This is a genomic window from Burkholderia sp. BCC0398, from assembly GCF_902833245.1.
Taxonomy (GTDB): domain Bacteria; phylum Pseudomonadota; class Gammaproteobacteria; order Burkholderiales; family Burkholderiaceae; genus Burkholderia; species Burkholderia sola.
In genome coordinates, this window is record NZ_CADFEM010000007.1 from 363,369 (window position 1) to 387,212 (window position 23,844).

General features: G+C 68.7%; 22 protein-coding genes and 1 riboswitch. Of the genes, 17 read left to right on the plus strand and 5 right to left on the minus strand.

Annotated elements, in window-relative coordinates; all coding sequences use genetic code 11:
* Positions 1-128: 128 nt before the first annotated feature.
* The 4 genes from HWX76_RS18290 (at position 129) to HWX76_RS18305 (ending at position 3,908) form a co-directional block, all read left to right on the plus strand.
* Entirely contained in the window at positions 129-1,184 is a 1,056-nt protein-coding gene (locus HWX76_RS18290; protein WP_089488798.1) for a xylose isomerase, read from the plus strand.
* A complete protein-coding gene (locus HWX76_RS18295; protein ID WP_176016137.1) occupies positions 1,181-2,008 on the plus strand; it encodes a TIM barrel protein in 828 nt (275 codons plus the stop codon). The genes HWX76_RS18290 and HWX76_RS18295 overlap by 4 nt, the downstream gene beginning before the upstream one ends.
* Before the next feature lie 38 nt (positions 2,009-2,046).
* Positions 2,047-3,033 (plus strand): inositol 2-dehydrogenase, encoded by a 987-nt coding sequence (iolG, locus tag HWX76_RS18300; protein WP_176016138.1) that lies wholly within the window; start codon positions 2,047-2,049, stop codon positions 3,031-3,033.
* Positions 3,034-3,221: 188 nt separating this feature from the next.
* Positions 3,222-3,908 (plus strand): HAD family hydrolase, encoded by a 687-nt coding sequence (locus tag HWX76_RS18305; RefSeq protein WP_124594599.1) that lies wholly within the window; start codon positions 3,222-3,224, stop codon positions 3,906-3,908.
* A 71-nt stretch (positions 3,909-3,979) separates the two neighbouring features.
* On the opposite strand, the gene ribB is transcribed toward HWX76_RS18305, so the two are convergent.
* The 3 genes from ribB to HWX76_RS18320 form a co-directional block, all read right to left on the minus strand.
* Positions 3,980-4,690 (minus strand): 3,4-dihydroxy-2-butanone-4-phosphate synthase, encoded by a 711-nt coding sequence (gene ribB, locus HWX76_RS18310; RefSeq protein ID WP_050014629.1) that lies wholly within the window; start codon positions 4,688-4,690, stop codon positions 3,980-3,982.
* A 118-nt stretch (positions 4,691-4,808) separates the two neighbouring features.
* Positions 4,809-4,957, minus strand: a riboswitch (FMN riboswitch).
* Between the two features lie 178 nt (positions 4,958-5,135).
* Complete coding sequence (locus HWX76_RS18315) at positions 5,136-5,822, minus strand: XRE family transcriptional regulator (RefSeq protein ID WP_050014630.1); 687 nt, start codon at positions 5,820-5,822, stop codon at positions 5,136-5,138.
* A 218-nt stretch (positions 5,823-6,040) separates the two neighbouring features.
* A complete protein-coding gene (locus HWX76_RS18320; protein WP_176016139.1) occupies positions 6,041-7,216 on the minus strand; it encodes an MFS transporter in 1,176 nt (391 codons plus the stop codon).
* A 147-nt stretch (positions 7,217-7,363) separates the two neighbouring features.
* Between HWX76_RS18320 and HWX76_RS18325 the strand changes: the two genes are divergently transcribed.
* The 8 genes from HWX76_RS18325 to lnt all read left to right on the plus strand — a co-directional run bounded on the left by HWX76_RS18325 (position 7,364) and on the right by lnt (position 15,683).
* Positions 7,364-8,296, plus strand: a complete 933-nt coding sequence (locus HWX76_RS18325; RefSeq protein WP_050014635.1) for a LysR family transcriptional regulator — start codon at positions 7,364-7,366, stop codon at positions 8,294-8,296.
* A 214-nt stretch (positions 8,297-8,510) separates the two neighbouring features.
* Positions 8,511-9,884 (plus strand): tRNA (N6-isopentenyl adenosine(37)-C2)-methylthiotransferase MiaB, encoded by a 1,374-nt coding sequence (gene miaB, locus HWX76_RS18330; protein ID WP_176016140.1) that lies wholly within the window; start codon positions 8,511-8,513, stop codon positions 9,882-9,884.
* A gap of 33 nt (positions 9,885-9,917) precedes the next feature.
* On the plus strand, positions 9,918-10,964 hold the full coding sequence (locus HWX76_RS18335; RefSeq protein ID WP_050014641.1) for a PhoH family protein: 1,047 nt from the start codon (positions 9,918-9,920) through the stop codon (positions 10,962-10,964).
* 141 nt (positions 10,965-11,105) lie between these two features.
* A complete protein-coding gene (gene ybeY, locus HWX76_RS18340; RefSeq protein WP_050014643.1) occupies positions 11,106-11,882 on the plus strand; it encodes an rRNA maturation RNase YbeY in 777 nt (258 codons plus the stop codon).
* 12 nt (positions 11,883-11,894) lie between these two features.
* Entirely contained in the window at positions 11,895-12,527 is a 633-nt protein-coding gene (locus tag HWX76_RS18345) for a gamma-glutamylcyclotransferase (protein WP_050014645.1), read from the plus strand.
* Positions 12,528-12,597: 70 nt separating this feature from the next.
* Positions 12,598-12,747, plus strand: coding sequence for a hypothetical protein (locus tag HWX76_RS18350; protein ID WP_162838123.1), 150 nt, complete (start codon positions 12,598-12,600; stop codon positions 12,745-12,747).
* A 295-nt stretch (positions 12,748-13,042) separates the two neighbouring features.
* A complete protein-coding gene (locus HWX76_RS18355) occupies positions 13,043-13,930 on the plus strand; it encodes a transporter associated domain-containing protein (RefSeq protein ID WP_021160150.1) in 888 nt (295 codons plus the stop codon).
* A 52-nt stretch (positions 13,931-13,982) separates the two neighbouring features.
* Positions 13,983-15,683 carry an apolipoprotein N-acyltransferase gene (gene lnt / locus HWX76_RS18360; protein ID WP_124653788.1) on the plus strand — a complete coding sequence of 567 codons (1,701 nt, stop codon included), beginning with the start codon at positions 13,983-13,985 and terminating at the stop codon, positions 15,681-15,683.
* 54 nt (positions 15,684-15,737) lie between these two features.
* Here lnt and HWX76_RS18365 read toward each other — a convergent pair whose 3' ends face one another.
* The gene (locus HWX76_RS18365; protein ID WP_176016141.1) at positions 15,738-17,393 is read right to left on the minus strand and encodes a hypothetical protein; all 1,656 of its coding nucleotides are present in this window, start codon (positions 17,391-17,393) and stop codon (positions 15,738-15,740) included.
* Positions 17,394-17,714: 321 nt separating this feature from the next.
* Here HWX76_RS18365 and glyQ point away from each other — a divergent pair, with 321 nt between their 5' ends.
* The 5 genes from glyQ to HWX76_RS18390 are packed head-to-tail and all read left to right on the plus strand — an operon-like array spanning position 17,715 to position 23,156.
* On the plus strand, positions 17,715-18,719 hold the full coding sequence (glyQ, locus tag HWX76_RS18370; protein WP_006488593.1) for a glycine--tRNA ligase subunit alpha: 1,005 nt from the start codon (positions 17,715-17,717) through the stop codon (positions 18,717-18,719).
* 22 nt (positions 18,720-18,741) lie between these two features.
* A complete protein-coding gene (gene glyS / locus HWX76_RS18375; protein WP_124631521.1) occupies positions 18,742-20,841 on the plus strand; it encodes a glycine--tRNA ligase subunit beta in 2,100 nt (699 codons plus the stop codon).
* Positions 20,842-20,851: 10 nt separating this feature from the next.
* Positions 20,852-21,415 carry a D-glycero-beta-D-manno-heptose 1,7-bisphosphate 7-phosphatase gene (gene gmhB, locus HWX76_RS18380; protein WP_050014654.1) on the plus strand — a complete coding sequence of 188 codons (564 nt, stop codon included), beginning with the start codon at positions 20,852-20,854 and terminating at the stop codon, positions 21,413-21,415.
* A gap of 43 nt (positions 21,416-21,458) precedes the next feature.
* Positions 21,459-22,223, plus strand: a complete 765-nt coding sequence (locus HWX76_RS18385) for a lysophospholipid acyltransferase family protein (protein WP_050014656.1) — start codon at positions 21,459-21,461, stop codon at positions 22,221-22,223.
* Between the two features lie 45 nt (positions 22,224-22,268).
* The gene (locus tag HWX76_RS18390; RefSeq protein WP_050014658.1) at positions 22,269-23,156 is read left to right on the plus strand and encodes a SprT family zinc-dependent metalloprotease; all 888 of its coding nucleotides are present in this window, start codon (positions 22,269-22,271) and stop codon (positions 23,154-23,156) included.
* Between the two features lie 107 nt (positions 23,157-23,263).
* On the opposite strand, the gene gloA is transcribed toward HWX76_RS18390, so the two are convergent.
* Positions 23,264-23,653: a lactoylglutathione lyase gene (gloA, locus tag HWX76_RS18395; protein ID WP_050014660.1), complete on the minus strand. Its 390-nt coding sequence runs from the start codon at positions 23,651-23,653 to the stop codon at positions 23,264-23,266.
* Positions 23,654-23,844 lie beyond the last annotated feature (191 nt).

Sequence of the window (23,844 nt, forward strand, 5' to 3'; positions counted from 1 at the left end):
GCACCGTCTGCGCACGGCGAAAAAATCGACCGCGGCATTGGCGATTTTTCGTCAACGTTTGTCATGCGGCCCGCGCCGCGCATCCGTACATTGGACAGCCATCGACGGACGACAACGGACAGGAGACGATGGCTGAACCGATCCTCATCGGCGTGAACCTCGACGGCGTGCTCGAACACGACGGGCTGCCGCCGCCCACGCCCGCCGAGCGCTTCCGGAAGGTCGCCGCTGCCGGCGTGTTCGATTACATCGAAAAGAATCCGGCGCGCGGCGAGGACCTGTCGCCGTATTTCGCGCTGGTCGATCGCCACGCGCTGCCGATTCGCGTGATCGGCGGCATCTGGTGCGCGGGCCGCGACGAAGCGCATATCGCCGAGATCGTCGCGGCGGGCGCACGCTTCGGCAGCACGGTGCTCAACGGCCAGCTGTTCGCGCATCATGCGGACGGCCATCGGCTGTCGGATCGCGAAGTCGCCGATTTCTACCTGCGCGCCTATGCATGGGGCGAGCCGGTCGGCTGCCTGCCGAGCCTCGAAGTGCACGTCGACATGTGGAGCGAGGATTTCGCGCGCGTGGCGCGCGTCGCGCGGCACGTCGAGCAGGCCGGCGCGCCGTTCCGGATCACGCTCGATCATTCGCATCTGCTGTTCAAGATCGGCAACCGCGCCGAGCTCGACGCAGCGGGCCTGCGCGAACCGGTCGACGGCGGCCGCGCGATGCTCGACCCGGCGTCGCCCACCGCGATCTACGCGGACTGGATCGCGCGCGGCTGGGTCCGGCATGCGCATGCGCGCAGCGTGAGCCCGAACAACCCCGACAACCGCTGGATGCGCCGCGCGGATGGCAAGCCCGGCCGCGGCATCCAGTACCCGTTCGTCGCACCCGCGCCGGGCGCGTATCACGGCGAATGGCGCGTGGACGCGCTCGACACGTGGAAGGCCGCGCTGCGCCAGTTGCTGCAGGCGCAGATGCAGGTTCACGCTCACGTGCAGCCGGCACGGCTCGAACAGATCAGTTGCGAGTTCATCCCGTTTCCCGACTACGGCGGCGGCGCACGCTATTCGATCTTCGACAACAACGTCGCGTGTGCGCAATGGCTGCGCGATACGTGGCACACACTCGCCGCGCGAGCCGGCACCGAATCCGAACCCTGCACCACTCACGCCTCAAGGACAGAACGATGAAGCACGCCCTCCACTTTTCGCTGAACCGGATGAGCGCGCCGCGCTTGCCGCTCGACCGCTACGTCGCGCTGTGCCGGCGCCTCGGCGTCGACACGATCGAGATCCGCAACGATCTCGACGGCGTCGAGCTCGCCGACGGCACGCCGGCCGCCGCCGTCCGCGCGACGGCCCAAGCCGGCGGCGTGACGATCCTGACGATCAACGCGCTGCAGCGCTTCGAGCAATGGAACGCCGAGCGCGCGGACGAGGCGACCGTGCTGGCCGACTACGCGGCGCAATGCGGCGCGCGTGCGCTGGTGCTGTGCCCGACCAACAGCCGCGCCGACACGCGCGGCGCGGACGCCCGCCACGCGGATCTCGTGACGGCGCTGCAGGCGCTGAAGCCGATCCTCGTGGCCCGCGGCCTGCTCGGCTTCATCGAGCCGCTCGGCTTCGAGGAATGCGCGCTGCGCCGCAAATCGGACGCGGTGAAGGGCATCTACGCGGCAGCGGGCGAGCCGGTGTTCCGGCTCGTGCACGACACGTTCCACCATCACCTCGCCGGCGAGGACATCTTCTTCCCGAACCTGACGGGCCTCGTGCACATCTCAGGCGTCGAGGACGCCGACCTGCCGGTCGACCGGATGCGCGACGGCCACCGCGTGCTGGTCGGCGGCGCGGACCGGCTCGGCAACATCCGGCAACTGCGCGAACTGCTCGCGCGCGGCTACAGCGGTGCGCTGTCGTTCGAGCCGTTCGCGAGCGAGATCGCCGAAGCCGACGACATCGAAGACCGGTTGCGGGCGAGCATCGACTACGTGCGCGGCGAACTGACGGATCGCTGAGCGCATCGGCAAGACGACACAATCCACGGGAGAACGGAATGATCGAATTCGCTTTGTTCGGCGCGGGCAGAATCGGCAAGATCCACGCGGCGAATCTCGCGCGCCAGCCGGGCGCGAAACTGAAATACGTGATCGACCGGCACGCGCCGTCGGCGCAAGCGCTCGCCCGCACGCACGGCGCGCAGGTCGCCGATATCGAGCACGCGCTCGGCGACGCGTCGGTAAAGGCGGTCGTGATCGCGTCGAGCACCGACACGCACGCGGACCTCATCGTCGCCGCCGCGAACGCCGGCAAGGCCGTGTTCTGCGAGAAACCGATCGACCTCACCGTCGAACGCGCGCGTGCGTGCGCGGACGTCGTGCGGCGCGCCGGCGTGACCTGCATGATCGGCTTCCAGCGCCGCTTCGACCCGACCTTCGCGGCGCTGAAGGCGCGCGTCGAGCGCGGCGAGATCGGCGCGCCGGAAATGCTGGTCGTCACGAGCCGCGATCCGGGCGCGCCACCGGCCGATTACATCCGCCGCTCGGGTGGCATTTTCAAGGACATGCTGATCCACGACTTCGACGTGTTCCGCTGGATCCTCGGCGACGAAGCGCAGACGCTGCATGCGACGGGCAGCTGCCTGACCGATCCGGCCGTGCACGACGCCGGCGACATCGATTCGACCGCGGTGACGATCCGCACGCGGCGCGGGTTGCTGTGCCAGATCAACACGTCGCGGCGTGCGGCCTACGGCTACGACCAGCGCTTCGAGCTGCTCGGCAGCCACGGAATGCTGCAGGCCGGCAACGTGCGGCCGACCGAGGTGAGTGCATGGCTCGCGGGCGGCATCGCGACGGACGTGCCGGAGCCGTTCTTCCTCGAACGCTACCGGCATGCGTACGCGGCCGAGATCGCGCACTTCGTCGACGCGTTGCGCGACGGCGCGCCGGTCAGGACGACGATCGACGACGGGCTCGCCGCGCTCGAACTGGCCGAAGCCGCGATGGCGTCGTGGAAAACGGGGCGCGTGATCGCGCTGTGACGCCGTGAACGGCGGCGACCCGCGCAAACGGGTTGCCGCTGCCGCATGGCCGGCGGCACTCCGGCACGACCGGCCGCAACGGCACGGCCGCATCGGGCAAATGTGCCGCCACGTCGCGCGGCCGGCGCGTGAAAGCACGTATGATGGCGAATCGATCGGCGTCGCCGATATTCCGCGTTTTCATCACCATGCTCGATCACCTCATCTGCGACTGCGACGGCGTGCTCGTCGACAGCGAAGTCATCGCCGACCGCGTGCTGCTCGACACGCTGTCCGCCACGTTCCCGAACCTCGATTTCGAAGCCGCCGCGAAGTCGGCATTCGGCCAGCAGACGTCGCGTTTCCTCACCGGCATCGAAGCCCGCTTCGGGGTCGAAATGCCCGCCAACTTCATCGAGACCATCGAGCACAACATCGAAATCGCGCTCGCGCAATCGCTCGCGCCGATCAGCGGCGTGCGCGACGCGCTGCTGAAGGTCACGCTGCCGGCCGCCGTCGTGTCGAACAGCCGGCTCGTGCGCGTGCGCAGCTCGCTGAAGCGCGCGTCGCTCACCGAGATCTTCGGCGAGCGGGTATTCAGTTCCGAACAGGTCGCGCGGCCGAAGCCCTACCCCGACGTCTACCTGCACGCGGCGCAAACACTCGGCGTCGCGCCGGCGCGCTGCGTCGTCGTCGAGGACAGCATCTCGGGATTGAATGCCGCGCGGGCGGCCGGGATGAAGACGATCGCGTTCGTCGGCGCGAGCCACATCCCCGACAACTACGCGGACGCGCTGCGCGCGATGGGCATCACGCGGATCATGCGCAGGATGGACGAACTGCCGGCGCTCGTCGAAGCCGGCATGCGCGGCGAATTCGGCGACGTGCAGTCCTGATCGTCAGTCGGGCCGGATCGGGTCGATCCGGCCGCGCCACGGGCGCGCGAACGCGCCCGCCTTCCTTCCACTCAGGCCGGCTCGCAGCAGCGTTCGCGCGCCGCCGCCAGCGCCTCGCGAAACGCGACGAGTTCCGCGATCGTCAGCATCGGCAGCCCGTGCCGTTGCGCGAAGCGCTCGACATCGTCGCCGCGCGTCATCGTACCGTCCGGATTCATCAGCTCGCACAGCACGCCGGCCGGCTTCAGGCCCGCGAGGATCGACAGGTCGACCGTGCCTTCGGTGTGACCGCGGCGCGCCAGCACGCCGCCCGGTTGCGCACGCAACGGAAACACGTGGCCGGGGCGCACGATGTCGTGCGGCTTCGCGCCGTCGGCGATCGCCGCGCGGATCGTCGTCACGCGATCGGCGGCCGACACGCCGGTATGCACGCCTTCGCGCGCCTCGATCGACACGGTGAACGCGGTGCCGTTGCGGCTTTCGTTGGTCTGCACCATCGGCGGCAGTTCGAGCGCGCGCACCGTGTCGTCGGTCAGGCACAGGCAGACGATGCCGCTGCACTCGCGGATCAACAGCGCCATCGTCTCGGGCGTGATGCGCTCGGCGGCGACGATCAGGTCGGCTTCGTTCTCGCGGTCGTGGTCGTCCTGCAGCACGACCGCGCGACCTGCGCGCATCGCGTCGAGCGCGGCGGCAATGCGCGGCGGCACCGGTTCGGCATCCAGCAACGGGAGATCGGCAAAGGCGTCGGCAGGCGCCGACGAAACGGACATCAAGGACATGTGAAACGCTCCTCGCAAATACGATTTGGGCGAAAAACGTTTCAGGGCATTGCAAACAGACAGAACGACAACCCGCTTCGCGTGCAGCGCGAAGCGGCCCTGACGGACATGACTATCTGCACATCTTCTCTCATCCGGACTGTGACCGTCGGCTCTGGCATTCGACCAGATCTGCTGACCCCGCGCGGATGCGCGGGCGCTCGCGGGCTCGCCGGCTTACGCCAGCCTACCGCCGGTGGGGAATTTCGCCCCGCCCTGAAGACGCACTGATTGCCGGACGGGAACACCCCGTCATCGGCGGGCCAAGCATACAACAGCCGCGCGCGACGCGCAGCGTAAAACCTTACTGACGACCCCGTCTAACGGCATCGTCCGAACGGCCGGCGGACGGAGCCACGATCGTGCGAAAAGCGCGGAGCGCAGCCGCGTCGCGCCGCCTGCGCGATCAGTTGACCGCCGCGTGCGCCGCGTCGGGCACGAGCCAGCGCGGCGGCACCTCCGGGCTCACCGTCACGCGGAACGCTCGCGCTTCGCTGTCGCCCGGGTTGCGCAGGCTGTACGGCTGGTCGGCGTCGAACACGATCGCGTCGCCGGTCGCGAGCAACTGGCGACGGTCGTGCACGCTCACTTCGAGCGTGCCTTCGCTGACGACGAGGTTGACCGTCGTGCCGGGCGCGCGGCGCGCGCCGGGCTCGGTATGCAGCGGCGCGATCCGCAGCTCGTGGAATTCGGCCGCCGCCGGCTCGCCTTCCGGATACAGCGCACGTGCCGAGAAACGGCCGTTCGAGCTGACGACGCGCGACGCGCGCTCGGCCGCCAGATGCTCGAAACCGTTCACCGCATGGCGCCGCAGGAACGCGGCGACCGACACCTTCAGCGCCGCGGCGATCTTGCACAGCACCTTGATCGACGGCACGCTGCGCGCGGATTCGATCTGCGCGAGCATCGCGCGCGACACGCCGGACAGCCGCGCGAGCGCATCGAGCGACAGTTGCCGCTCGGCGCGCAAGCGCGCGAGGTTCACGCCGACGACCTGTTCGAGGGCGTCGAGCGACGCGGCACCGCGTCCGTCGGCGGCATTGCCGGACTCGAAGGAAGACACGTCGCGCACGAGCGCCAGGGATGAAGACATAGCATGGCCTCCGGGCCGCTGCGCGGCCCTGCGTAGGGGTAAGCCGGAATCGGAATCGGGTTGCGCCGGTCGTTGGCGCGTATCGAGACGCTATCACCCGGCCTGGTACGGGCAAACGAAGTTATCTTCACACCGTTATCAGCATCGCGGAGGAATGCGTTTCTCGCGAACCTTTTCCTGCCGCTATGGCATCGCCGCGCGGCGCGCCGTGGCGACGCTCACGGTGCCGCGGGCGCCGCGCCGCGCGCCGGCCCGCGCGCATCGAGCCGCATCGCGAGCCACGTGACGACCAGCGCCGCGAACGTCACCGCGACCGCGACCCACGGCAGCGCATCGAGCGCGAAGCCGTGTTCCAGCGCGACGCCGCCGAGCCACGCACCGCCCGCATTGCCGACGTTGAACGCGCCGATGTTCAGCGTCGACGCGAGATGCGGCGCGCTCGCGGCCTTCTCGACCACGCGCGCCTGCAGCGGCGGCACCGTCGCGAACGCGGCGATCCCCCACACGAATACGGTGACGGCCGCCGCGACCGGCAGGTGGCTCGTCTTCGCGAACACGGCCATCACGGCCATCAGCGCGACGAGGAACGCGATCAGCGACGGCATCAGCGCGCGGTCGGCGAGCTTGCCGCCGATCGTGTTGCCGATCGTCAGCCCCGCGCCGAACAGCACGAGGATCAGCGCGACCGCGCGCGGCGAGTAGCCCGACACGGTCTCGAGAATCGGCGCGATGTACGTGAACACGACGAACACGCCGCCGAAGCCGAGCACGGTCATCAGCAGCGCGAGCCACACCTGCGGCTCCTTCAGCACGCGCACTTCGTGGCCGAGGCCGACCGGCCCGCTGTCGTGGCGGTTCGGCACCAGCGCGGCCACACCGCCGAGCGCCAGCACGCCGAGCGCGGCGACGATCCAGAACGATGCACGCCAGCCGAGCAACTGGCCGACGAACGTGCCGAACGGCACGCCGAGCACGTTCGACAGCGTGAGCCCGGTGAACATCAGCGCGATCGCGCTCGCGCGCTTGTCGGCCGGCACGAGCGACGCGGCGACCACCGCGCCGATGCCGAAGAACGACCCGTGCGCGAACGACGTGACGACGCGCGCGACCATCAGCATCGCGTAGCCGGACGCGGTCGCGCACAGCACGTTGCCGACGATGAAGATCGCCATCAGCAGTTGCAGCGCGGCCTTGCGCGGCATGCGGCTCGTCAGCACCGCGAGCAGCGGCGCGCCGACCGCGACGCCGAGCGCGTAGCCGGTGACGAGCAGGCCGGCCGACGGCAGCGACACGACGAGGTCGTGCGCGACTTCGGGCAAGAGGCCCATGATGATGAATTCGGTGGTGCCGATGGCGAAGGCGCTGATCGCGAGCGCCAGGAGCGGAATGGGCATGACGTTCTCCGGAAGACGGCGGCTGCGGCGCCCGGTCGGTGCCGCACCGCACAAGAAAGCGGGATGTGCGCGCATTGTCCCGAAGACGCCTATATTTGATAATTGGCGTGGCATTTGAACCATTTTCAAATATTTCTGGAAAATCGCATGGACCGACTAGGCGACATCCGGCTGTTCGTCGAGGCTGCCGAACTCGGCAGCCTGTCCGCCGCCGGGCGCAAGCTGAACCTCACGCCAGCCGCCGCGAGCGCGCGGCTCGCGAAGCTCGAGGCAAAGATCGCGACGCGCCTGTTCGAACGCTCGACACGGCAATTGCGGCTCACCGACGAAGGCAAGCTGTACCTGAATTGCTGCCGCCAGGCGCTGCAGGCGCTCGACGACGCGGACGCGATGCTGCAGGAAGGCCGCAACGTCGTGAGCGGCAAGGTGCGGCTGTCGTCGACGTCCGATTTCGGCCGCCACCAGTTGCTCGACTGGCTCCACGAATTCACGACACTGCATCCGGGCGTCACGTTCTCGCTGACGGCGTCCGATTCGTCGTCGAACCTGTGGCAGGACGAGATCGACCTCGCGATCCGCTTCGCCGCGCCGCCCGACGGCGCGCTGATCGCCCGCCGGCTCGCGACCAACCGGCGCGTGCTGTGCGCGGCGCCGTCGTTCGTCGAACGCCATGGCGTGCCGGCCGATCCGCACGATCTGGCCCGCTTTCCGTGCAACGTGATCACGATCGCGTCCGGCCCGATGAACACCTGGCACTTCACGCGCGGCGACGAAGTGCAGGTTCACACGGTGCCGGTGTCGACCGCATTCGAGACCAACGATGGCGGCCTCACCCGCGAATGGACACTGCGCGGCCACGGCATTGCGCTGAAGTCGCTGTGGGACATCGCCGACGACGTCCGCGCGGGCCGGCTGCGCGTGCTGCTGCCCGACTGGCGGCACCAGGACGCGCCGCTGCACGCGATCTATCACAGCAAGCGCTACATGGCGCCGCGCGTGCGCGTGCTGCTCGATTTTCTCGCCGAGCGCTTCGCGCGCGAGGAAGCCGCGCTCGACGACCTGCTGAACGCGTGCCGCTGACGGCCGCCTCGCCACCACTCCGGGGTCGGAACGTGAAAACCGGCGTCGCGCGCCCGCAACCGGCCGCCCGTCCGTCGTGGCATGAAAAGCTATAATGGAAGGCTTTCCCGACGGCCTTTCCTGTCCGATGCGCGCCATTCGCGTGCCGCGCACGGCCGTCCCGATTCACCCTTGACGACGCCCCCAGGTCAACCACTGCGAACGGCGAATCCCCATGACCAAGAAAGTTTACGTAAAGACCTTCGGCTGCCAGATGAACGAGTACGACTCGGACAAGATGGTGGACGTGCTCAATGCGGCCGAAGGCCTCGAAAAGACCGACACGCCGGAAGACGCGGACATCATCCTGTTCAACACCTGCTCGGTGCGCGAAAAGGCGCAGGAAAAGGTGTTTTCCGATCTCGGCCGCGTGCGCGAGCTGAAGGAAGCGAAGCCGGGCCTCTTGATCGGCGTCGGCGGCTGCGTCGCGAGCCAGGAAGGCGCGTCGATCGTGTCGCGCGCGCCGTACGTCGACCTCGTGTTCGGCCCGCAAACGCTGCACCGCCTGCCGCAGATGATCGACGCGCGCCGCGCGAGCGGCCGCGCGCAGGTCGACATCACGTTCCCCGAAATCGAGAAGTTCGATCACTTGCCGCCCGCGCGCGTCGAGGGACCGAGCGCGTTCGTGTCGATCATGGAAGGCTGCTCGAAATACTGCAGCTACTGCGTGGTGCCGTACACGCGCGGCGATGAAGTGTCGCGCCCGCTCGACGACGTGCTGACCGAAGTGGCCGGCCTCGCCGACCAGGGCGTGCGCGAAGTCACGCTGCTCGGCCAGAACGTGAACGCTTATCGTGGCGCACTGACCGCCGGCTCGTCCGACATCGCCGATTTCGCGACGCTGATCGAATACGTCGCCGACATCCCCGGCATCGAGCGGATCCGCTACACGACGTCGCACCCGAAGGAATTCACGCAGCGCCTGATCGACACGTACGCGAAGGTGCCGAAGCTCGTGAGCCACCTGCACCTGCCGGTGCAGCACGGCTCCGACCGCATCCTGATGGCGATGAAGCGCGGCTATACGGTGCTCGAATACAAGTCGGTGATCCGCAAGCTGCGCGCGATCCGCCCGGACCTGTCGCTGTCGACCGACATGATCGTCGGCTTCCCCGGCGAGACCGAGGACGATTTCGACAAGATGATGGCGCTCGTGCACGAGATGCGCTACGACACGAGCTTCTCGTTCATCTACAGCCCGCGCCCCGGCACGCCGGCCGCGAACCTCGCCGACGACACGCCGCGCGAAGTGAAGCTCAAACGCCTGCAACATCTGCAGGCGACGATCGAGGAGAACGTCGCGCGCATCAGCCAGTCGATGGTCGGGAAGGTCGAGCGGATCCTCGTCGAGGGCCCGTCGCGCAAGGACCCGAACGAGCTCGCGGGCCGCACCGAGAACAACCGTGTGGTGAATTTCCCGGCGCCGCTCGCGTCGCACCCGCGCCTGATCGGCCAGATGATCGACGTGAAGATCAACCATGCGTACCCGCACTCGCTGCGCGGCGAGCTCGTGCTCGTCAGCGACGACGCGAGCACGGCCACCCACTGACCGACCGACGCCCGACAGGAGCCCGACGCTACTTTGAAGACCGTCCAAGCACTGGAATTCACCGCCCCGCGCGACGACAACGCGCGCCTCGCCAACCTCTGCGGCCCGCTCGACGAGAACCTGCGGCAGATCGAACAGGCGCTCGACGTCACGCTCGCGCGGCGCGGCCACCGGATCACGATCCGCGGGCGCGGCGCCAAGCTCGCGCTCGCCGCGCTCGAAAACTTCTACAACCGCGCGCGCGATCCGCTGTCGGTCGACGACATCCAGCTTGCGCTGGTCGAAGTGCGCCACACGGCCGGCAACGGCCGCCAGGACACGCTCGACGTGCGCTTTCGCGGCGACCCCGATCATCCGTTCGACGAGCCCGTCGCGCAGCTCGACGCCAGCGAACCGGAGGAAGAGCCGGGGCCGAAGCTCTACACGCGGCGCGCCGACCTGCGCGGCCGCACGCCCGCGCAGCGCGAATACCTGAAGCAGATCCTGCAGCACGACGTGACGTTCGGCATCGGGCCGGCCGGCACCGGCAAGACCTACCTCGCGGTCGCGTGCGCGGTCGACGCGCTCGAGCGCGACCAGGTCAAGCGGATCGTGCTGACGCGCCCGGCCGTCGAGGCCGGCGAGCGGCTCGGCTTCCTGCCGGGCGATCTCGCGCAGAAGGTCGACCCGTACCTGCGGCCGCTGTACGACGCGCTGTACGACCTGCTCGGCTTCGACAAGACGGCCAAGATGTTCGAGCGCCAGATGATCGAGATCGCGCCGCTCGCGTACATGCGCGGTCGCACGCTGAACCACGCGTTCATCATCCTCGACGAGGCGCAGAACACCACGCCCGAGCAGATGAAGATGTTCCTCACGCGGATCGGCTTCGGCTCGAAGGCGGTCGTGACCGGCGACACGAGCCAGGTCGACCTGCCGCGCGGCCACAAGAGCGGCCTCGTCGAGGCGCAGCAAGTGCTCGGCGGCGTGCGCGGCATCGCGCTTACGCGCTTCACGAGCGCGGACGTCGTGCGCCATCCGCTCGTCGCACGCATCGTCGAGGCGTACGACGAGTTCCACGCGCAGCACCAGGACGGCTGAGCGGCGGCGCCCGAGCGCTGCCCGGCCCGGCCCGCCAGACGGCGCGCCGGGCTTTCTTTTGCCCGGGCGCCGCCCGGTCCGAATTCGGGCGCGATCGGCCGTTTGGTGTATCCTCAACGCGTCCCAATCGCCGCACGCGTCATGAAATCCTCTCGTTCCCGCAAGTCCGGCCGCGCCCCGTCCGCCGCGTCCGAATCCCCCCGCCTTTCGCTGTTCGACGCGAAGGGCAAAGCCCGGACCGTCAACGCGCAAGGGCTGCGGATCGACTTCCCGGACGGCCGCAGCCTGATGTTCGACCTGTCGGGCAGCTCGGGCGACGCGGCCGTCGCGATCGTCGCACAGCACAACGATCCGGCGATGCGCGCGAAGCTCGCGCTGCAGCCCGAGCACTACGACAGCGTGACGCTGCACGTCGGCGCCGAGTTCGCGCCGCGCGAGGACGACCCCGAAGACGAGCCGCGCGCGCTGGAATTCGACCTGTCCGTGCAGTACGGCGACGAGATCACGAGCGACGTGCGCAAGACGCTGCCGAAGCGCAAGCTGATCGCCGAATGGATCGAGCCGGCGCTGTTCGCGAGCGCGCAGCTCACCGTGCGCTTCGTCGGCGAGAACGAAGGCCGTACGCTGAACGCCGGCTACCGCCACAAGGACTATCCGACCAACGTGCTGACCTTCGCGTACGACGCGGCGCCCGACGGCACCGTGATCGGCGACCTCGTGCTGTGCTGCCCGGTCGTCGAGAAGGAAGCGCACGAGCAAGGCAAGCCGCTCGCGGCCCATTACGCGCACCTGCTGGTACACGGCGCGCTGCACGCGCAGGGCTACGACCACGAGACGAGCGACGAGGACGCGGCCGAAATGGAAGCGCTCGAAATCGACATCCTCGCGAAACTGGGTTTCCCGAACCCGTACCAGTAAGCCGTCCGCCCGATGCGCCACGCCGCGATGCTGCCGCCCGCCTACCCGCCGTCGATCGGCGAAGGACGCCTGCTGACGGAAGACGAGCTCGCGGCGTCGCTCGCGCAGACGATGCGCGACTGGGACGGCCGGCAGGATCTCTGGCTGTTCGGCTATGGCTCGCTGATCTGGAATCCCGGGCTGCCGACCGTCGCCGCCGTACGCGGCAAGGTGCACGGCTACCACCGCGGGCTCTACCTGTGGTCGCGCGTGAATCGCGGCACCCCCGAACGGCCGGGCCTCGTGCTCGCGCTCGATCGCGGCGGCTCGTGCTCGGGCATCGCATTCCGGCTCTCCGGCCCGACCGCGCAGCCGCATCTCGAGACATTGTGGAAGCGCGAAATGCCGATGGGCTCGTACCGGCCCGCGTGGCTGCCGTGCTCGCTCGAGACCGGCGAACGCGTGAACGCGCTCGCGTTCGTGATGCGCCGCGACGCACCGACCTATACGGGCAAGCTGACCGACCCCGTCGTCAAGGAAGTGTTCCGCTGCGCGGCCGGCCGCTACGGCACGACGCTCGACTACGTGAGCCGTACGGTGGACGCACTGCGCGCGAGCGGCATCCCCGACCGCGCGCTCGAAGGGTTGCTGGCGCGATGCCGATGATCCGGCACACCGCGCGGGCGGCCGCCATGCGACCCCGCGCCGCCCGCGCATCCACACGAGGACACGCCCGATGAAATCGTCACGCCGGTCGCGTTGCAGGATCGCCGTGCTGCTCGTCGCCGCGAGCGTCGCGCTGTCCGGCTGCGGCATACTCGGCTGCGGCGGCGCCGCGACCAACGGCGCGGCCGCCGGCGGCTGCTCGGCCGGCATGCGGTTCTGAACGGCGCGCGACGCGTGCGCCGCCTGCGACGGAATGCCGCCGTCGCCGGCCGTTGCCCGCGTCCGGCCGCGCCGCCCTGCCCGCCGCCATTTTTTTGCCGCCGCGCCCCGCCGACGCTTTCTGCGATAGGATGGACCCGACGACGACGTCGCGCCCGGCGCGGCCGTCCGCGAGCGGGGCCCGCGCGAGCCGTCCACCCTGGCCGTACGGCCGGGTGACACGGTCGCGTCGTGCCCTTGGTGTATCCTTGCCTACTCCGTGACCGCGCGCCCCGGCATGACCCGGGCGCACCACCATGAACGATTCGTATCCCAGTCGTAAGCCAACCGACAAACCGCAAGAAAAGCGCTCGCTGCTCGAGCGCCTGACCGACTTCATCTCGCCCGAGCCCGAATCCCGCGGCGAGTTGCTGGAAATCCTCCAGGACGCCCACGAACGCAACCTGATCGACGCGGATTCGCTGTCGATGATCGAAGGCGTGTTCCAGGTCTCCGATCTGTGCGCCCGCGACATCATGGTGCCGCGCGCGCAGATGGACGCGATCAACATCGCCGACAAGCCCGAGGATTTCATCCCGTTCGTCCTCGAAAAGGCGCACTCGCGCTACCCGGTGTACGAGGAGAACCGCGACAACGTGATCGGCGTGCTGCTCGCGAAGGATCTGCTGCGCTTCTATGCCGAGGAAGAATTCGACGTGCGCGGAATGCTGCGCCCGGCCGTGTTCATTCCGGAATCGAAGCGCCTGAACGTGCTGCTGCACGACTTCCGCGTGAACCGCAACCACCTGGCGATCGTCGTCGACGAATACGGCGGCGTCGCGGGCCTGATCACGATCGAGGACGTGCTCGAACAGATCGTCGGCGACATCGAGGACGAATACGACTTCGACGAGGAAGCCGGCAACATCATCTCGGGGCCGGACGGCCGCTACCGCGTGCGCGCGCTCACCGAGATCGAGCAGTTCAACGAGACGTTCGGCACCGATTTCCCCGACGACGAGGTCGACACGATCGGCGGCCTGATCACCCATCATTTCGGACGCGTGCCGCACCGCGGCGAGAAGCTGCAGCTCGGCAACCTCGTGTTCGAAATCCAGCGCGGCGATGCGCGCCAGGTTCACGTGCTGCTGGTGCGCCGCAACCCGCTCGCCAGCCGTCGCGCCGAAACCTCGCACGAAGACTGACCGCTCCGCGCCAGCCGCGCCTCCTTCAACCGCTCGCCCTCTTCCGCTTCACATGGACGATCCGATTCCGTCCCGCCCGGCTGGCGGCCTTCTCGCGCCGGCGCCCGGCCGCGCGCTGCCGCGCTGGCACTATCCGGCCGCGCTGCTCGCCGGCGCGGCCAATACGCTCAGCTTCGCGCCCACGCCGCACGGCGGCTGGCTGCAGCTCGTCGTATTCGTCTGGTTTTTCGCGCAGCTGACGCGCACGTCGAACTGGCGCGGCGCCGCGCTCACCGGCGGCGCGTTCGGCTTCGGCAACTTCATCAGCGGCGTCTGGTGGCTCTACATCAGCATGCACGTGTACGGCGAGATGGCCGCGCCGCTCGCGGGCGGCGCGCTCGTGCTGTTCGCGCTCTACCTGTCGCTGTACCCGGCGTTTTCGGCCGGGCTGTGGTCGTTCTGCGCGGGCCATGCATGGCATCGCCGCGAGGCCGACCCGCGGCCGTTCTCGCCGACCTGGCACGGCGCGTTTGCGTTCGCGAGCGCGTGGGCGCTCGGCGAATGGCTGCGCGGCACCGTGTTCACCGGCTTTCCGTGGCTCGGCAGCGGCTACCCGCAGGTCGACGGCCCGTTCGCGGGCTTCGCGCCGGTGGTGGGCGTGTACGGGATCGCGTGGGTGCTCGCGCTGTTCGCCGCACTCGTCGTGCAGGCGCTCGCCGCCGCGCGGCCGTCGCCGGTGCGTGACGGCGAAGCCGGCGCATCGGGCGGCAACGCCCGCGTGCGCATCGCCGCGCCGGCCGGCATCGCCGTCGCCCTCGTCGCGGCCGGCCTCGGGCTGTCGCAGGTCACGTGGACCGTGCCCGCGAACGCGCCGCTCACCGTGCGGCTGCTGCAGGGCAACGTGAAGCAGGACATCAAGTTCGAGCAGGAAGGCATCGACGCGGCGATCAAGATGTACACGCAGATGATCGTCGAGAAACCGGCCGACCTGATCGTCACGCCCGAGACCGCGATCGCGGTGATGATCCAGGAATTGCCCGAGCCGTTCGCCGTCGCGATCCGAAAATTCAGCGACACGACCGGGTCGGCCGTGCTGTTCGGCGCGGTCGGCGCGTCGGTGACCGAGGACGGCCACTACGTCGACTACACGAACAGCCTGTACGGCGTGACGCCGAATTCGCGCGACATCTATCACTACGACAAGCACCACCTCGTGCCCTTCGGCGAATTCATTCCGTGGGGCTTCCGGTGGTTCGTCAACCTGATGAAGATGCCGCTCGGCGACTTCGCGCGCGGCGCGCCGGTGCAGAAGCCGTTCCTCGTGCACAACCAGCCGGTGATGGCCGATATCTGCTACGAGGATTTGTTCGGCGAGGAAATCGCCGCGACGATCCGCGACAACCCGCAGCCGCCCGGCGTGCTCGTCAACGTGACGAACCTCGCGTGGTTCGGCGACACGATCGCGCTCGACCAGCATCTGCAGATCGCGCGGATGCGCTCGCTCGAGACGGGCCGGCCGATGCTACGTTCGACCAATACGGGGATGACGGCCGCGATCGACGCGCACGGGCGCGTGCTTGGCCAGCTGAAGCCGTTCACGATCGGCTCGCTCGACGTGCGGATCGAAGGCACGAGCGGCTTCACGCCGTACGTGACGAGCGGCAACAACATCGTGCTCGCGGTGTCGTTCGTGCTGCTCGCGTTCGGCTTCACGTTCGGGCCCGGGCTGCGCCGGCGCAACGGCCGGCGCAAAGGCGACGACGAAGCGCAATGACGCAACGGGCCGCTGCGGCGCGCGGCGGCCCGTCACCGCGAACCGGCCGGTCGCTCAGGCCGGCCGGTCCGATTGATCCGATGGTTCCGGCTGCGCGGCCAGCGCCCGCAAGTCGCGACTCACTTCCTCCATCACCGGCGCCCACGCACCGAACGTCGGCTGCCGGTACAACGTCGCGGTCGGATACCACGGGCTGTCCCGGCGATCGAGCAGCCACGGCCAGTGCGGATTCACGTCGAGCAGCACCCACGTACGCGCGCCGAGTGCGCCGGCCAGGTGCGCGACCGACGTGCACACCGTGATCACGAGATCCAGCGCGCCGATGAATGCGGCCGTATCGTCGAAGCTCTTCAATTCGTCCGTGTAGTCTTCGATCGCGAAACCGGCCGCGCGCGCGGCGGCGACATCCGCGTCCGCCCCCGGCTGCAGTGAATAGAACGTGACGCCGTCGATCCCGCGAAATGCATCGGTGTAGCGCTCGAGCCCGACGCGCCGGAACGGATTGCGCTGGTGGCCCGCACTGCCCGTCCACACGAGCCCGACCTTCAACCGGCCGTCGCCCGCGAGCCGCGCGCGCCATGCGTCTCGTGCGGCCGGCTCGGCCCGCAGGTACGGCACCGACGCGGCGAGCGTCGACGCCTCCATGCCGAGCATCAGCGGCAGGCCGATCAGCGGCACTTCGTAATCGAATGCCGGCAGCGCGTCGACGCCGCCGCCCGCGCCGAACACGTCCGCGTGCGCGCCGAGGCTGCGCTGCATCAGCGTGCCGAGCGCCGGAAACGTATTCCACGCGAGCCGGCCGCCCTCGCGATGCACGCGTTCGGCGAGCGGCGCGACGAAGCGACAGAACTGCAGCACGTCGCCGAGCCCCTGCTCGCCCCATACCAGCAGCGTCTTGCCGGCGAGCGGCTCGCCCTGCCAGCGCGGGCCAGGCAGCGCCGGCCGGCGGCCGCGCAATTCGCCGGCGCCGTCCCAGCGTGCCTCGTGGCCGCGCCAGCCGGCTGCGTAATTGCCGCGCACGAGCTGGATGATCGCGAGATTGAAGCGGAACGACGCGTCGTCGGGCGCCAGCTCGCACGCACGCGCCGCATGGCGCTCGGCGTCGTCCCAGCGCTGCGCCTCCTTCATCGCCATCGCGACGTTGTTCATCGCGAGCGCGTTGTCGGCCGCGAGATCGGCGAGCCGCGCGGCGCTCGCGAGCGCACCGTCGAGGTCCTGCATCGCGATTCGCGCGACGACGAGATTGATCCATGCCTGCACGTCCTGCGGATCGTGCTTCACGGCCGCGTCGAGCAGCGCGATCTCTTCCGCGCGCGCGCCGCCCGACAAGCGCAGCGCGATCGCGAGGTTGTTGCGCAGCGACGGCCAGCCGGCATCGATTGCTAGCGCCGCGCGGTACGGCGCGACCGCATCCGCGTGACGGCCGGCCATCTGCAGCGCGTAGCCGTGGTTGAAGTACGCGTCCGCGCCCGGCTGCGCGCGCGCCGCGCATTCGGCGAGCGCAATCGCGTCGTCCGTGCGCTGCCGCGCGACGAGCGTGGCCGTGAGCTGCGCGATCGCCGGCGCATCGACCGCATGCAGATGCGTGGCGGCGACAAGCCACAGTTCGTGCGCGGCATGCTCGCCGCGCGCCTGTGCGTCGGCGGCCTGTCCGAGCAGCGCGAGGAACGGCGGAAGCAGCGGAATCAGGATGTCGGTCGGTTCGTCCATGCGGTGAGCGTCGGCAAGCGGTGACGCGGCACGCATCGTGCGCGCCGCAATACGCGCATCTTACCGCCCGCGCGAAGCGCCGCGGCACGCGCGTCGCAGCGGCCCGCACGCGGCTGCGCGACGCATGCGGGCGATGGGTGCGCAGGCCGCCGGAAACAGGCCGGCGGTGCCCGCATCGGCCTTCCGGCCGCATCCGGTCGCCGATCCGGTAAAATTACGCGTTTCAGCACACTAACAAGCCGCGCCGCCGCGCGAGCCGACCCTCCGGGCCCCGCCCGGAGCGCCGCCCGCAACGGAGCGCCAGCGCCACGAAGGCTCTTCATGCTTACGTTTCAGCAAATCATCCTGACGCTGCAGTCCTACTGGGACAAGCAGGGTTGCGCCCTGCTCCAGCCCATCGACATGGAAGTCGGCGCGGGCACGTCGCACGTTCACACGTTCCTGCGCGCGGTCGGCCCCGAGCCGTGGCGCGCCGCGTACGTGCAGCCGTCGCGCCGCCCGAAGGACGGCCGCTACGGCGAGAACCCGAACCGCCTGCAGCACTACTACCAGTACCAGGTCGTGCTCAAGCCGGCGCCGGAAAACATCCTCGACCTGTACCTCGGCTCGCTGGAAGCGCTCGGCTTCGACCTGAAGCAGAACGACGTGCGCTTCGTCGAGGACGACTGGGAAAACCCGACGCTCGGCGCGTGGGGCCTCGGCTGGGAGGTGTGGCTGAACGGGATGGAAGTCACGCAGTTCACGTATTTCCAGGAAGTCGGCGGCCTCGAATGCAAGCCGGTGCTCGGCGAGATCACGTACGGCCTCGAGCGCCTCGCGATGTACCTGCAGAAGGTCGAGAACGTGTACGACCTCGTGTGGACCGAGTGGGAAGAGCAAGGCCCGAACGGCCCCGAGCTGCGTCGCCTGTCATATGGCGACGTGTACCACCAGAACGAGGTCGAGCAGTCGACCTACAACTTCGAGCACGCGAACGTCGACCTGCTGTTCACGTTCTTCAACAGCTACGAAGCGGAAGCGAAGAAGATGATCGACGCGCAGCTCGCGCTGCCCGCGTACGAGCTCGTGCTGAAGGCCGGTCACACGTTCAACCTGCTCGACGCGCGCGGCGCGATCTCGGTCACCGAGCGGGCCGCGTACATCGGCCGCATCCGCGCACTGTCGCGTCTCGTCGCGCAGGCTTACTACGACTCGCGCGAGAAGCTCGGCTTCCCGATGCTCGGCAACCCGCCGGGCGTGCCGGGCCTCACCACCGACGCCCAGGACGCCGCGCAGCCGGCATGGGCGCCGCCGCTCAAGGTCGAACGCAAGATCGATCAGGTCTGACGAGACGAGATTTATTCCAGATATGACGCATAATCATCCCGCCCCCCTGCTCGTCGAACTGCTGACCGAAGAGCTGCCGCCGAAGGCCCTCGCGCGCCTCGGCGATGCATTCGCCGAAGGTATCGCACAACGCCTCGCCGCGCGCGACCTCATCGAAGGCGAACTCGTGTTCGAACGCTACGCGACGCCGCGCCGCCTCGCGGTCGTCGTGCAGAACGTGCGCGCCGTCGCACCCGACAGACAGGTCCGCGAAAAGGTCCTGCCCGTGTCGGTCGCGCTCGACGCCGAAGGCAAGCCGACGGCGCCGCTCGCGAAGAAGCTCGCGGCGCTCGGCCACCCGAACGCGTCGATCGCCGATCTCGAGCGCGCGCAGGACGGCAAGGCCGAAGCATTCTTCATCAACTACTCGGCGGCCGGCGCCACGCTCGCCGACGGCCTGCAGGCCGCGCTCGACGAAGCGCTCGCGAAGCTGCCGATCCCGAAATTCATGACGTACCAGCGCCCGGACGGCTCGGACGTGAAGTTCGTGCGCCCTGTGCATCGGCTGACGGTGCTGCACGACGATCGCGTCGTGCCCGTCACCGCGTTCGGCGTCGACGCCGGCGATACGACGCTCGGCCACCGCTTCCTGTCCGACGGCCTCGTCGCGATCCAGCATGCGCGCGCGTACGCCGACACGCTGCGCGACAAGGGCCGCGTGATCGCGCACTTCGCCGATCGCCGCGAAACGATCCGCACGCAGCTGAACGAACATGCGAACGGCGACACGGTCGTGATGCCCGAATCGCTGCTCGACGAAGTGACGTCGCTGGTCGAATGGCCGGTCGTCTACCCGTGCCGCTTCGAGGACGAATTCCTGCAGGTGCCGCAGGAATGCCTGATCCTCACGATGCAGACGAACCAGAAGTATTTCGCGCTGACCGACGTCGCGGGCAAGCTGCGCTCGCGCTTCCTGATCGTGTCGAACATCGACACGAAGACGCCGGGCGAGATCATCGAAGGCAACGAGCGCGTCGTGCGCCCGCGCCTCGCCGATGCGAAGTTCTTCTTCGAGCAGGACAAGAAGAAGCCGCTCGCCGAGCGCGTGCCGCAGCTCGCGAACGTCGTCTATCACAACAAGCTCGGTTCGGCGCTCGCACGCGTCGAGCGCCTCGAGGCGCTGGCGGGCGAGATCGCCCCGGCGATCGGCGCCGATACCGCGCACGCGAAGCGCGCCGCGCGCCTCGCGAAGGCCGACCTGCTGACCGACATGGTCGGCGAGTTTCCGGAGCTGCAGGGCACGATGGGCACGTACTACGCGCGCCACGACGGCGAAGCCGACGACGTCGCGCTCGCGTGCGCCGAGCACTACCAGCCGCGCTTCTCCGGCGACGCGCTGCCGACCACGCCGGTGTCGACCGCCGTCGCGCTCGCCGACAAGCTCGAAACGATCGTCGGCATCTGGGGCATCGGCCTCGCGCCGACCGGCGAGAAGGATCCGTTCGCGCTGCGTCGTCACGCGCTCGGCGTGCTGCGCCTGCTGCTCGAAAAGCAGTTGCCGCTCGATCTGGTGGCGCTGCTGCGCACGGCCCATGCGCGCTTCGACGGCGTGCCGGGCGTCGCCGAATCGACCGACGCGATCTTCGCGTTCTTCATGGATCGCCTGCGCGGCCTGCTGCGCGAGCGCGGCTATTCGGCCGGCGAAATCGACGCGGTGCTGAGCCTGAACCCGACGCGCATCGACGACCTCGTCGCGCGCCTCGACGCGGTGCGCGAATTCACGCGCCTCGCGGAAGCCGAAGCGCTCGCGGCCGCGAACAAGCGGATCTCGAACATCCTGAAGAAATCGGAAGGCGGCGCGAACGGCGCGGTGCAGCCGACGCTGCTCGTCGAGGCGGCCGAGAAGGCGCTGCACGAACAGCTCGCGGCCGTCACGCCGCACGTGCAGTCGCAGCTCGAGGCGCGTGCGTACACGGGCGCGCTGTCGGCGCTCGCCGCGCTGCGCGCGCCGGTCGACACGTTCTTCAACGACGTGATGGTGAACGCGGAAGATCCGGCGCTGCGCGCGAACCGTCTCGCACTGCTGTCCGCGCTGCACCAGCAGATGAACTGCGTCGCCGACATCTCGAAGCTCGCCGCATAAGGGCCGCACGATGCCGACCAGCCCCAACCGAAAGCTCGTCGTCCTCGACCGGGACGGCGTGATCAACGTCGATTCGGATGCGTTCATCAAGACGCCCGACGAATGGATCGCGCTGCCCGGCAGCTTCGAGGCGATCGCCCGGCTCAACCACGCGGGCTATCGCGTGGTCGTCTCGACCAACCAGTCCGGTATCGGCCGCGGGCTGTTCGACATGGCCGCGTTGAACGAGATGCACCTGAAAATGCATCGCGCGGCAGCCGCGGTCGGCGCGCGCATCGACGCGGTATTCTTCTGCCCGCACACGGCCGAGGATCACTGCGACTGCCGCAAGCCGAAACCCGGCATGATGCAGATGATCGCCGAGCGCTTCGAGATCGATCCCGCTCACACGCCGGTCGTCGGCGATTCGCTGCGCGACCTGCAGGCCGGCGTCGCGGTCGGCTTCCAGCCGCATCTCGTGCTGACCGGCAAGGGCAAGAAAACGCTCGCCGCAGGCAATCTGCCGGACGGCACGAAAGTCCACGACGACCTGCGCGCGTTCGCGCTCGATTTTCTTTCACACGAACACGAGTGATGCGGCTGCCGCGCGCATCCTCCCCAACACCAGACTCACGCCGATGCGCTTCGTCCGCTCCCTGCTGCTGCTGATCTACTTCATCCTGTACACGGTGCCGTACGCCACCGCGTGCTTCATCGCGTTCCCGTTCATGCGCCCCGACGCGCGCTACTGGATGGCGGCCGGCTGGTGCAAGTCGACGCTGTGGGTCGTGCGCTGGCTGAACGGCATCCGCTATCGGATCGAAGGGTTCGAGAACCTGCCCGACGGCCCGGCCGTGCTGCTGTCGAAGCACCAGTCCGCGTGGGAGACGCTTGCGTTTCCGGCGCTGATGCCGAAGCCGCTGTGCTACGTGTTCAAGCGCGAGCTGCTGTACGTGCCGTTCTTCGGCTGGGCGCTCGGGCTGCTGCACATGGTCAACATCAACCGCAAGGAAGGCAAGAACGCGTTCAATTCGGTGATCCGCCAGGGCAAGAAGCGCCTGTCGGAAGGCGCATGGATGATCATGTTCCCCGAAGGCACGCGCACGCCGGTGGGCAAGCAGGGCAAGTACAAGACGGGCGGCGCGCGCTTCGCGATCGAAACCGGCACGCCGGTCGTGCCGATCGCGCACAATGCAGGTCGTGTGTGGCCGCGCAACTCGTTCACGAAATTCCCGGGCGTCGTCACGGTGTCGATCGGCAAGCCGATCCCCAGCGAAGGGCTGACGCCCGATGCATTGAACTCGCAGGTCGAAGCATGGATCGAAGCGGAAATGCGCCGCATCGATCCCGACGCGTATCGCCAGGCGGGCAACGCCGGCACGCGCGATGCCGCGCGCGCCTGACGCCCCGGATTGCAGCCGTTGCGTACGACAAAAAGAAGCGAACTGATGAAACAGCGTCCGCGGCCACGGCCTGCCGTCGTGGCCCTCGATCATCGCCAGATGGATCTGCCGCTCTTCGACGGGCCGGCCGCCGCGCCGTCGGCGCCTGCCGCCCCGCCGGCGCCGCCCGAAGCCGCCCCCGCCGCGCCGCTCGATCCGGGCCCGGCGCCCGATCGCTCGCGCGTGCGCACGTTCGCGCTCGACAGCCGCGTGCTCGAATACCGGCTGAAGCGCTCGGCGCGCCGCACGATCGGCTTCACGATCGACGGCAGCGGGCTGTCGATCACCGCGCCGCGCTGGGTCACGCTCGCCGACATCGAAGCGGCGATCGCCGAAAAGCAACGCTGGATCTTCGCGAAGCTCGCGGAATGGAAGACGCGCACCGAGCAGCGCGCGCTGCCGCAGATCGACTGGCGCGACGGCGCGCAACTGCCGTATCTCGGCAAGACTGTGACGATCGCGCTCGGCGCGGGCGCCGTCGCGTTCGATGCCGACGCGCTGCGGCTGTCGCTGCCGCTGCCCGTGCAGGCCGACATGCAGCAGATCAAGGATCGCGTGCAGGGCTGGCTGCAGGGCGAAGCGAAACGCATCTTCGGCGAACGCCTCGTGGTCTACGCGGAAAAGCTCGGCGTCACGTATTCGATGGTCGCGCTGTCGTCGGCCGCGACGCGTTGGGGCAGTTGCTCGAGCGACGGCAAGATCCGCCTGAACTGGCGGCTGATCCATTTCCCGATGTCGATCATCGACTACGTCGTCGCGCACGAGCTGTCGCACCTGCGCGAGATGAACCACAGCCCGGCCTTCTGGCAGACCGTCGAATCGATCTTCCCCGAGTTCCGCGAAGCGCGGCACACGCTCAAGCATCACCCGCCCGAGCTACTGCCGTCGCTTTGATGCGATCGGTCACGACGTAAACGCCAAACGGGCGATGCGGATCACGCCGCATCGCCCGTTTTCGTTGCCCGCGACGCGCCACGCGCCGCGAACCGCTCATCCGGCGTTCAGTGCGCCTTCTTCTGGATGAACTCGATCTTGTAGCCGTCCGGATCCTCGACGAACGCGATCACGGTCGTGCCGTGCTTCATCGGGCCTGCCTCGCGCGTGACCTTGCCGCCTTGCGCCTTGATCTTCTCGCAGGCCGCGTACGCATCGTCGACCGCCACCGCCAGATGGCCGAAGCCATTGCCGAGATCGTAGGACGGCGTCTCCCAGTTGTGGGTCAGCTCGATCACGGTGCCCGTGCTTTCGTCTTCGTAGCCGACGAACGCGAGCGTGAACTTGCCTTCCGGATAATCCTCGCGACGCAGCAGCTTCATGCCGAGCAATTCGGTGTAGAACTTGATCGAGCGGTCGAGATCGCCGACTCGCAGCATCGTATGCAGCAAACGCATGGGTTGTACTCCTGTGGGGACTTTCCAGAGCCGGAAATTCTACCGGAGTCGGGTGAAATTCGCCGGGGGCGCCTAGCCGGGGGCGCCTAGCCGGGGGCGCCTAGTGTCCTGTTCCGCTGATTCGCGAGCAAAGTCGATGCAGCTTTTCGAGGATCGAATCGGCTGACGCGGTCCAGACGAAGGGTTTGCAG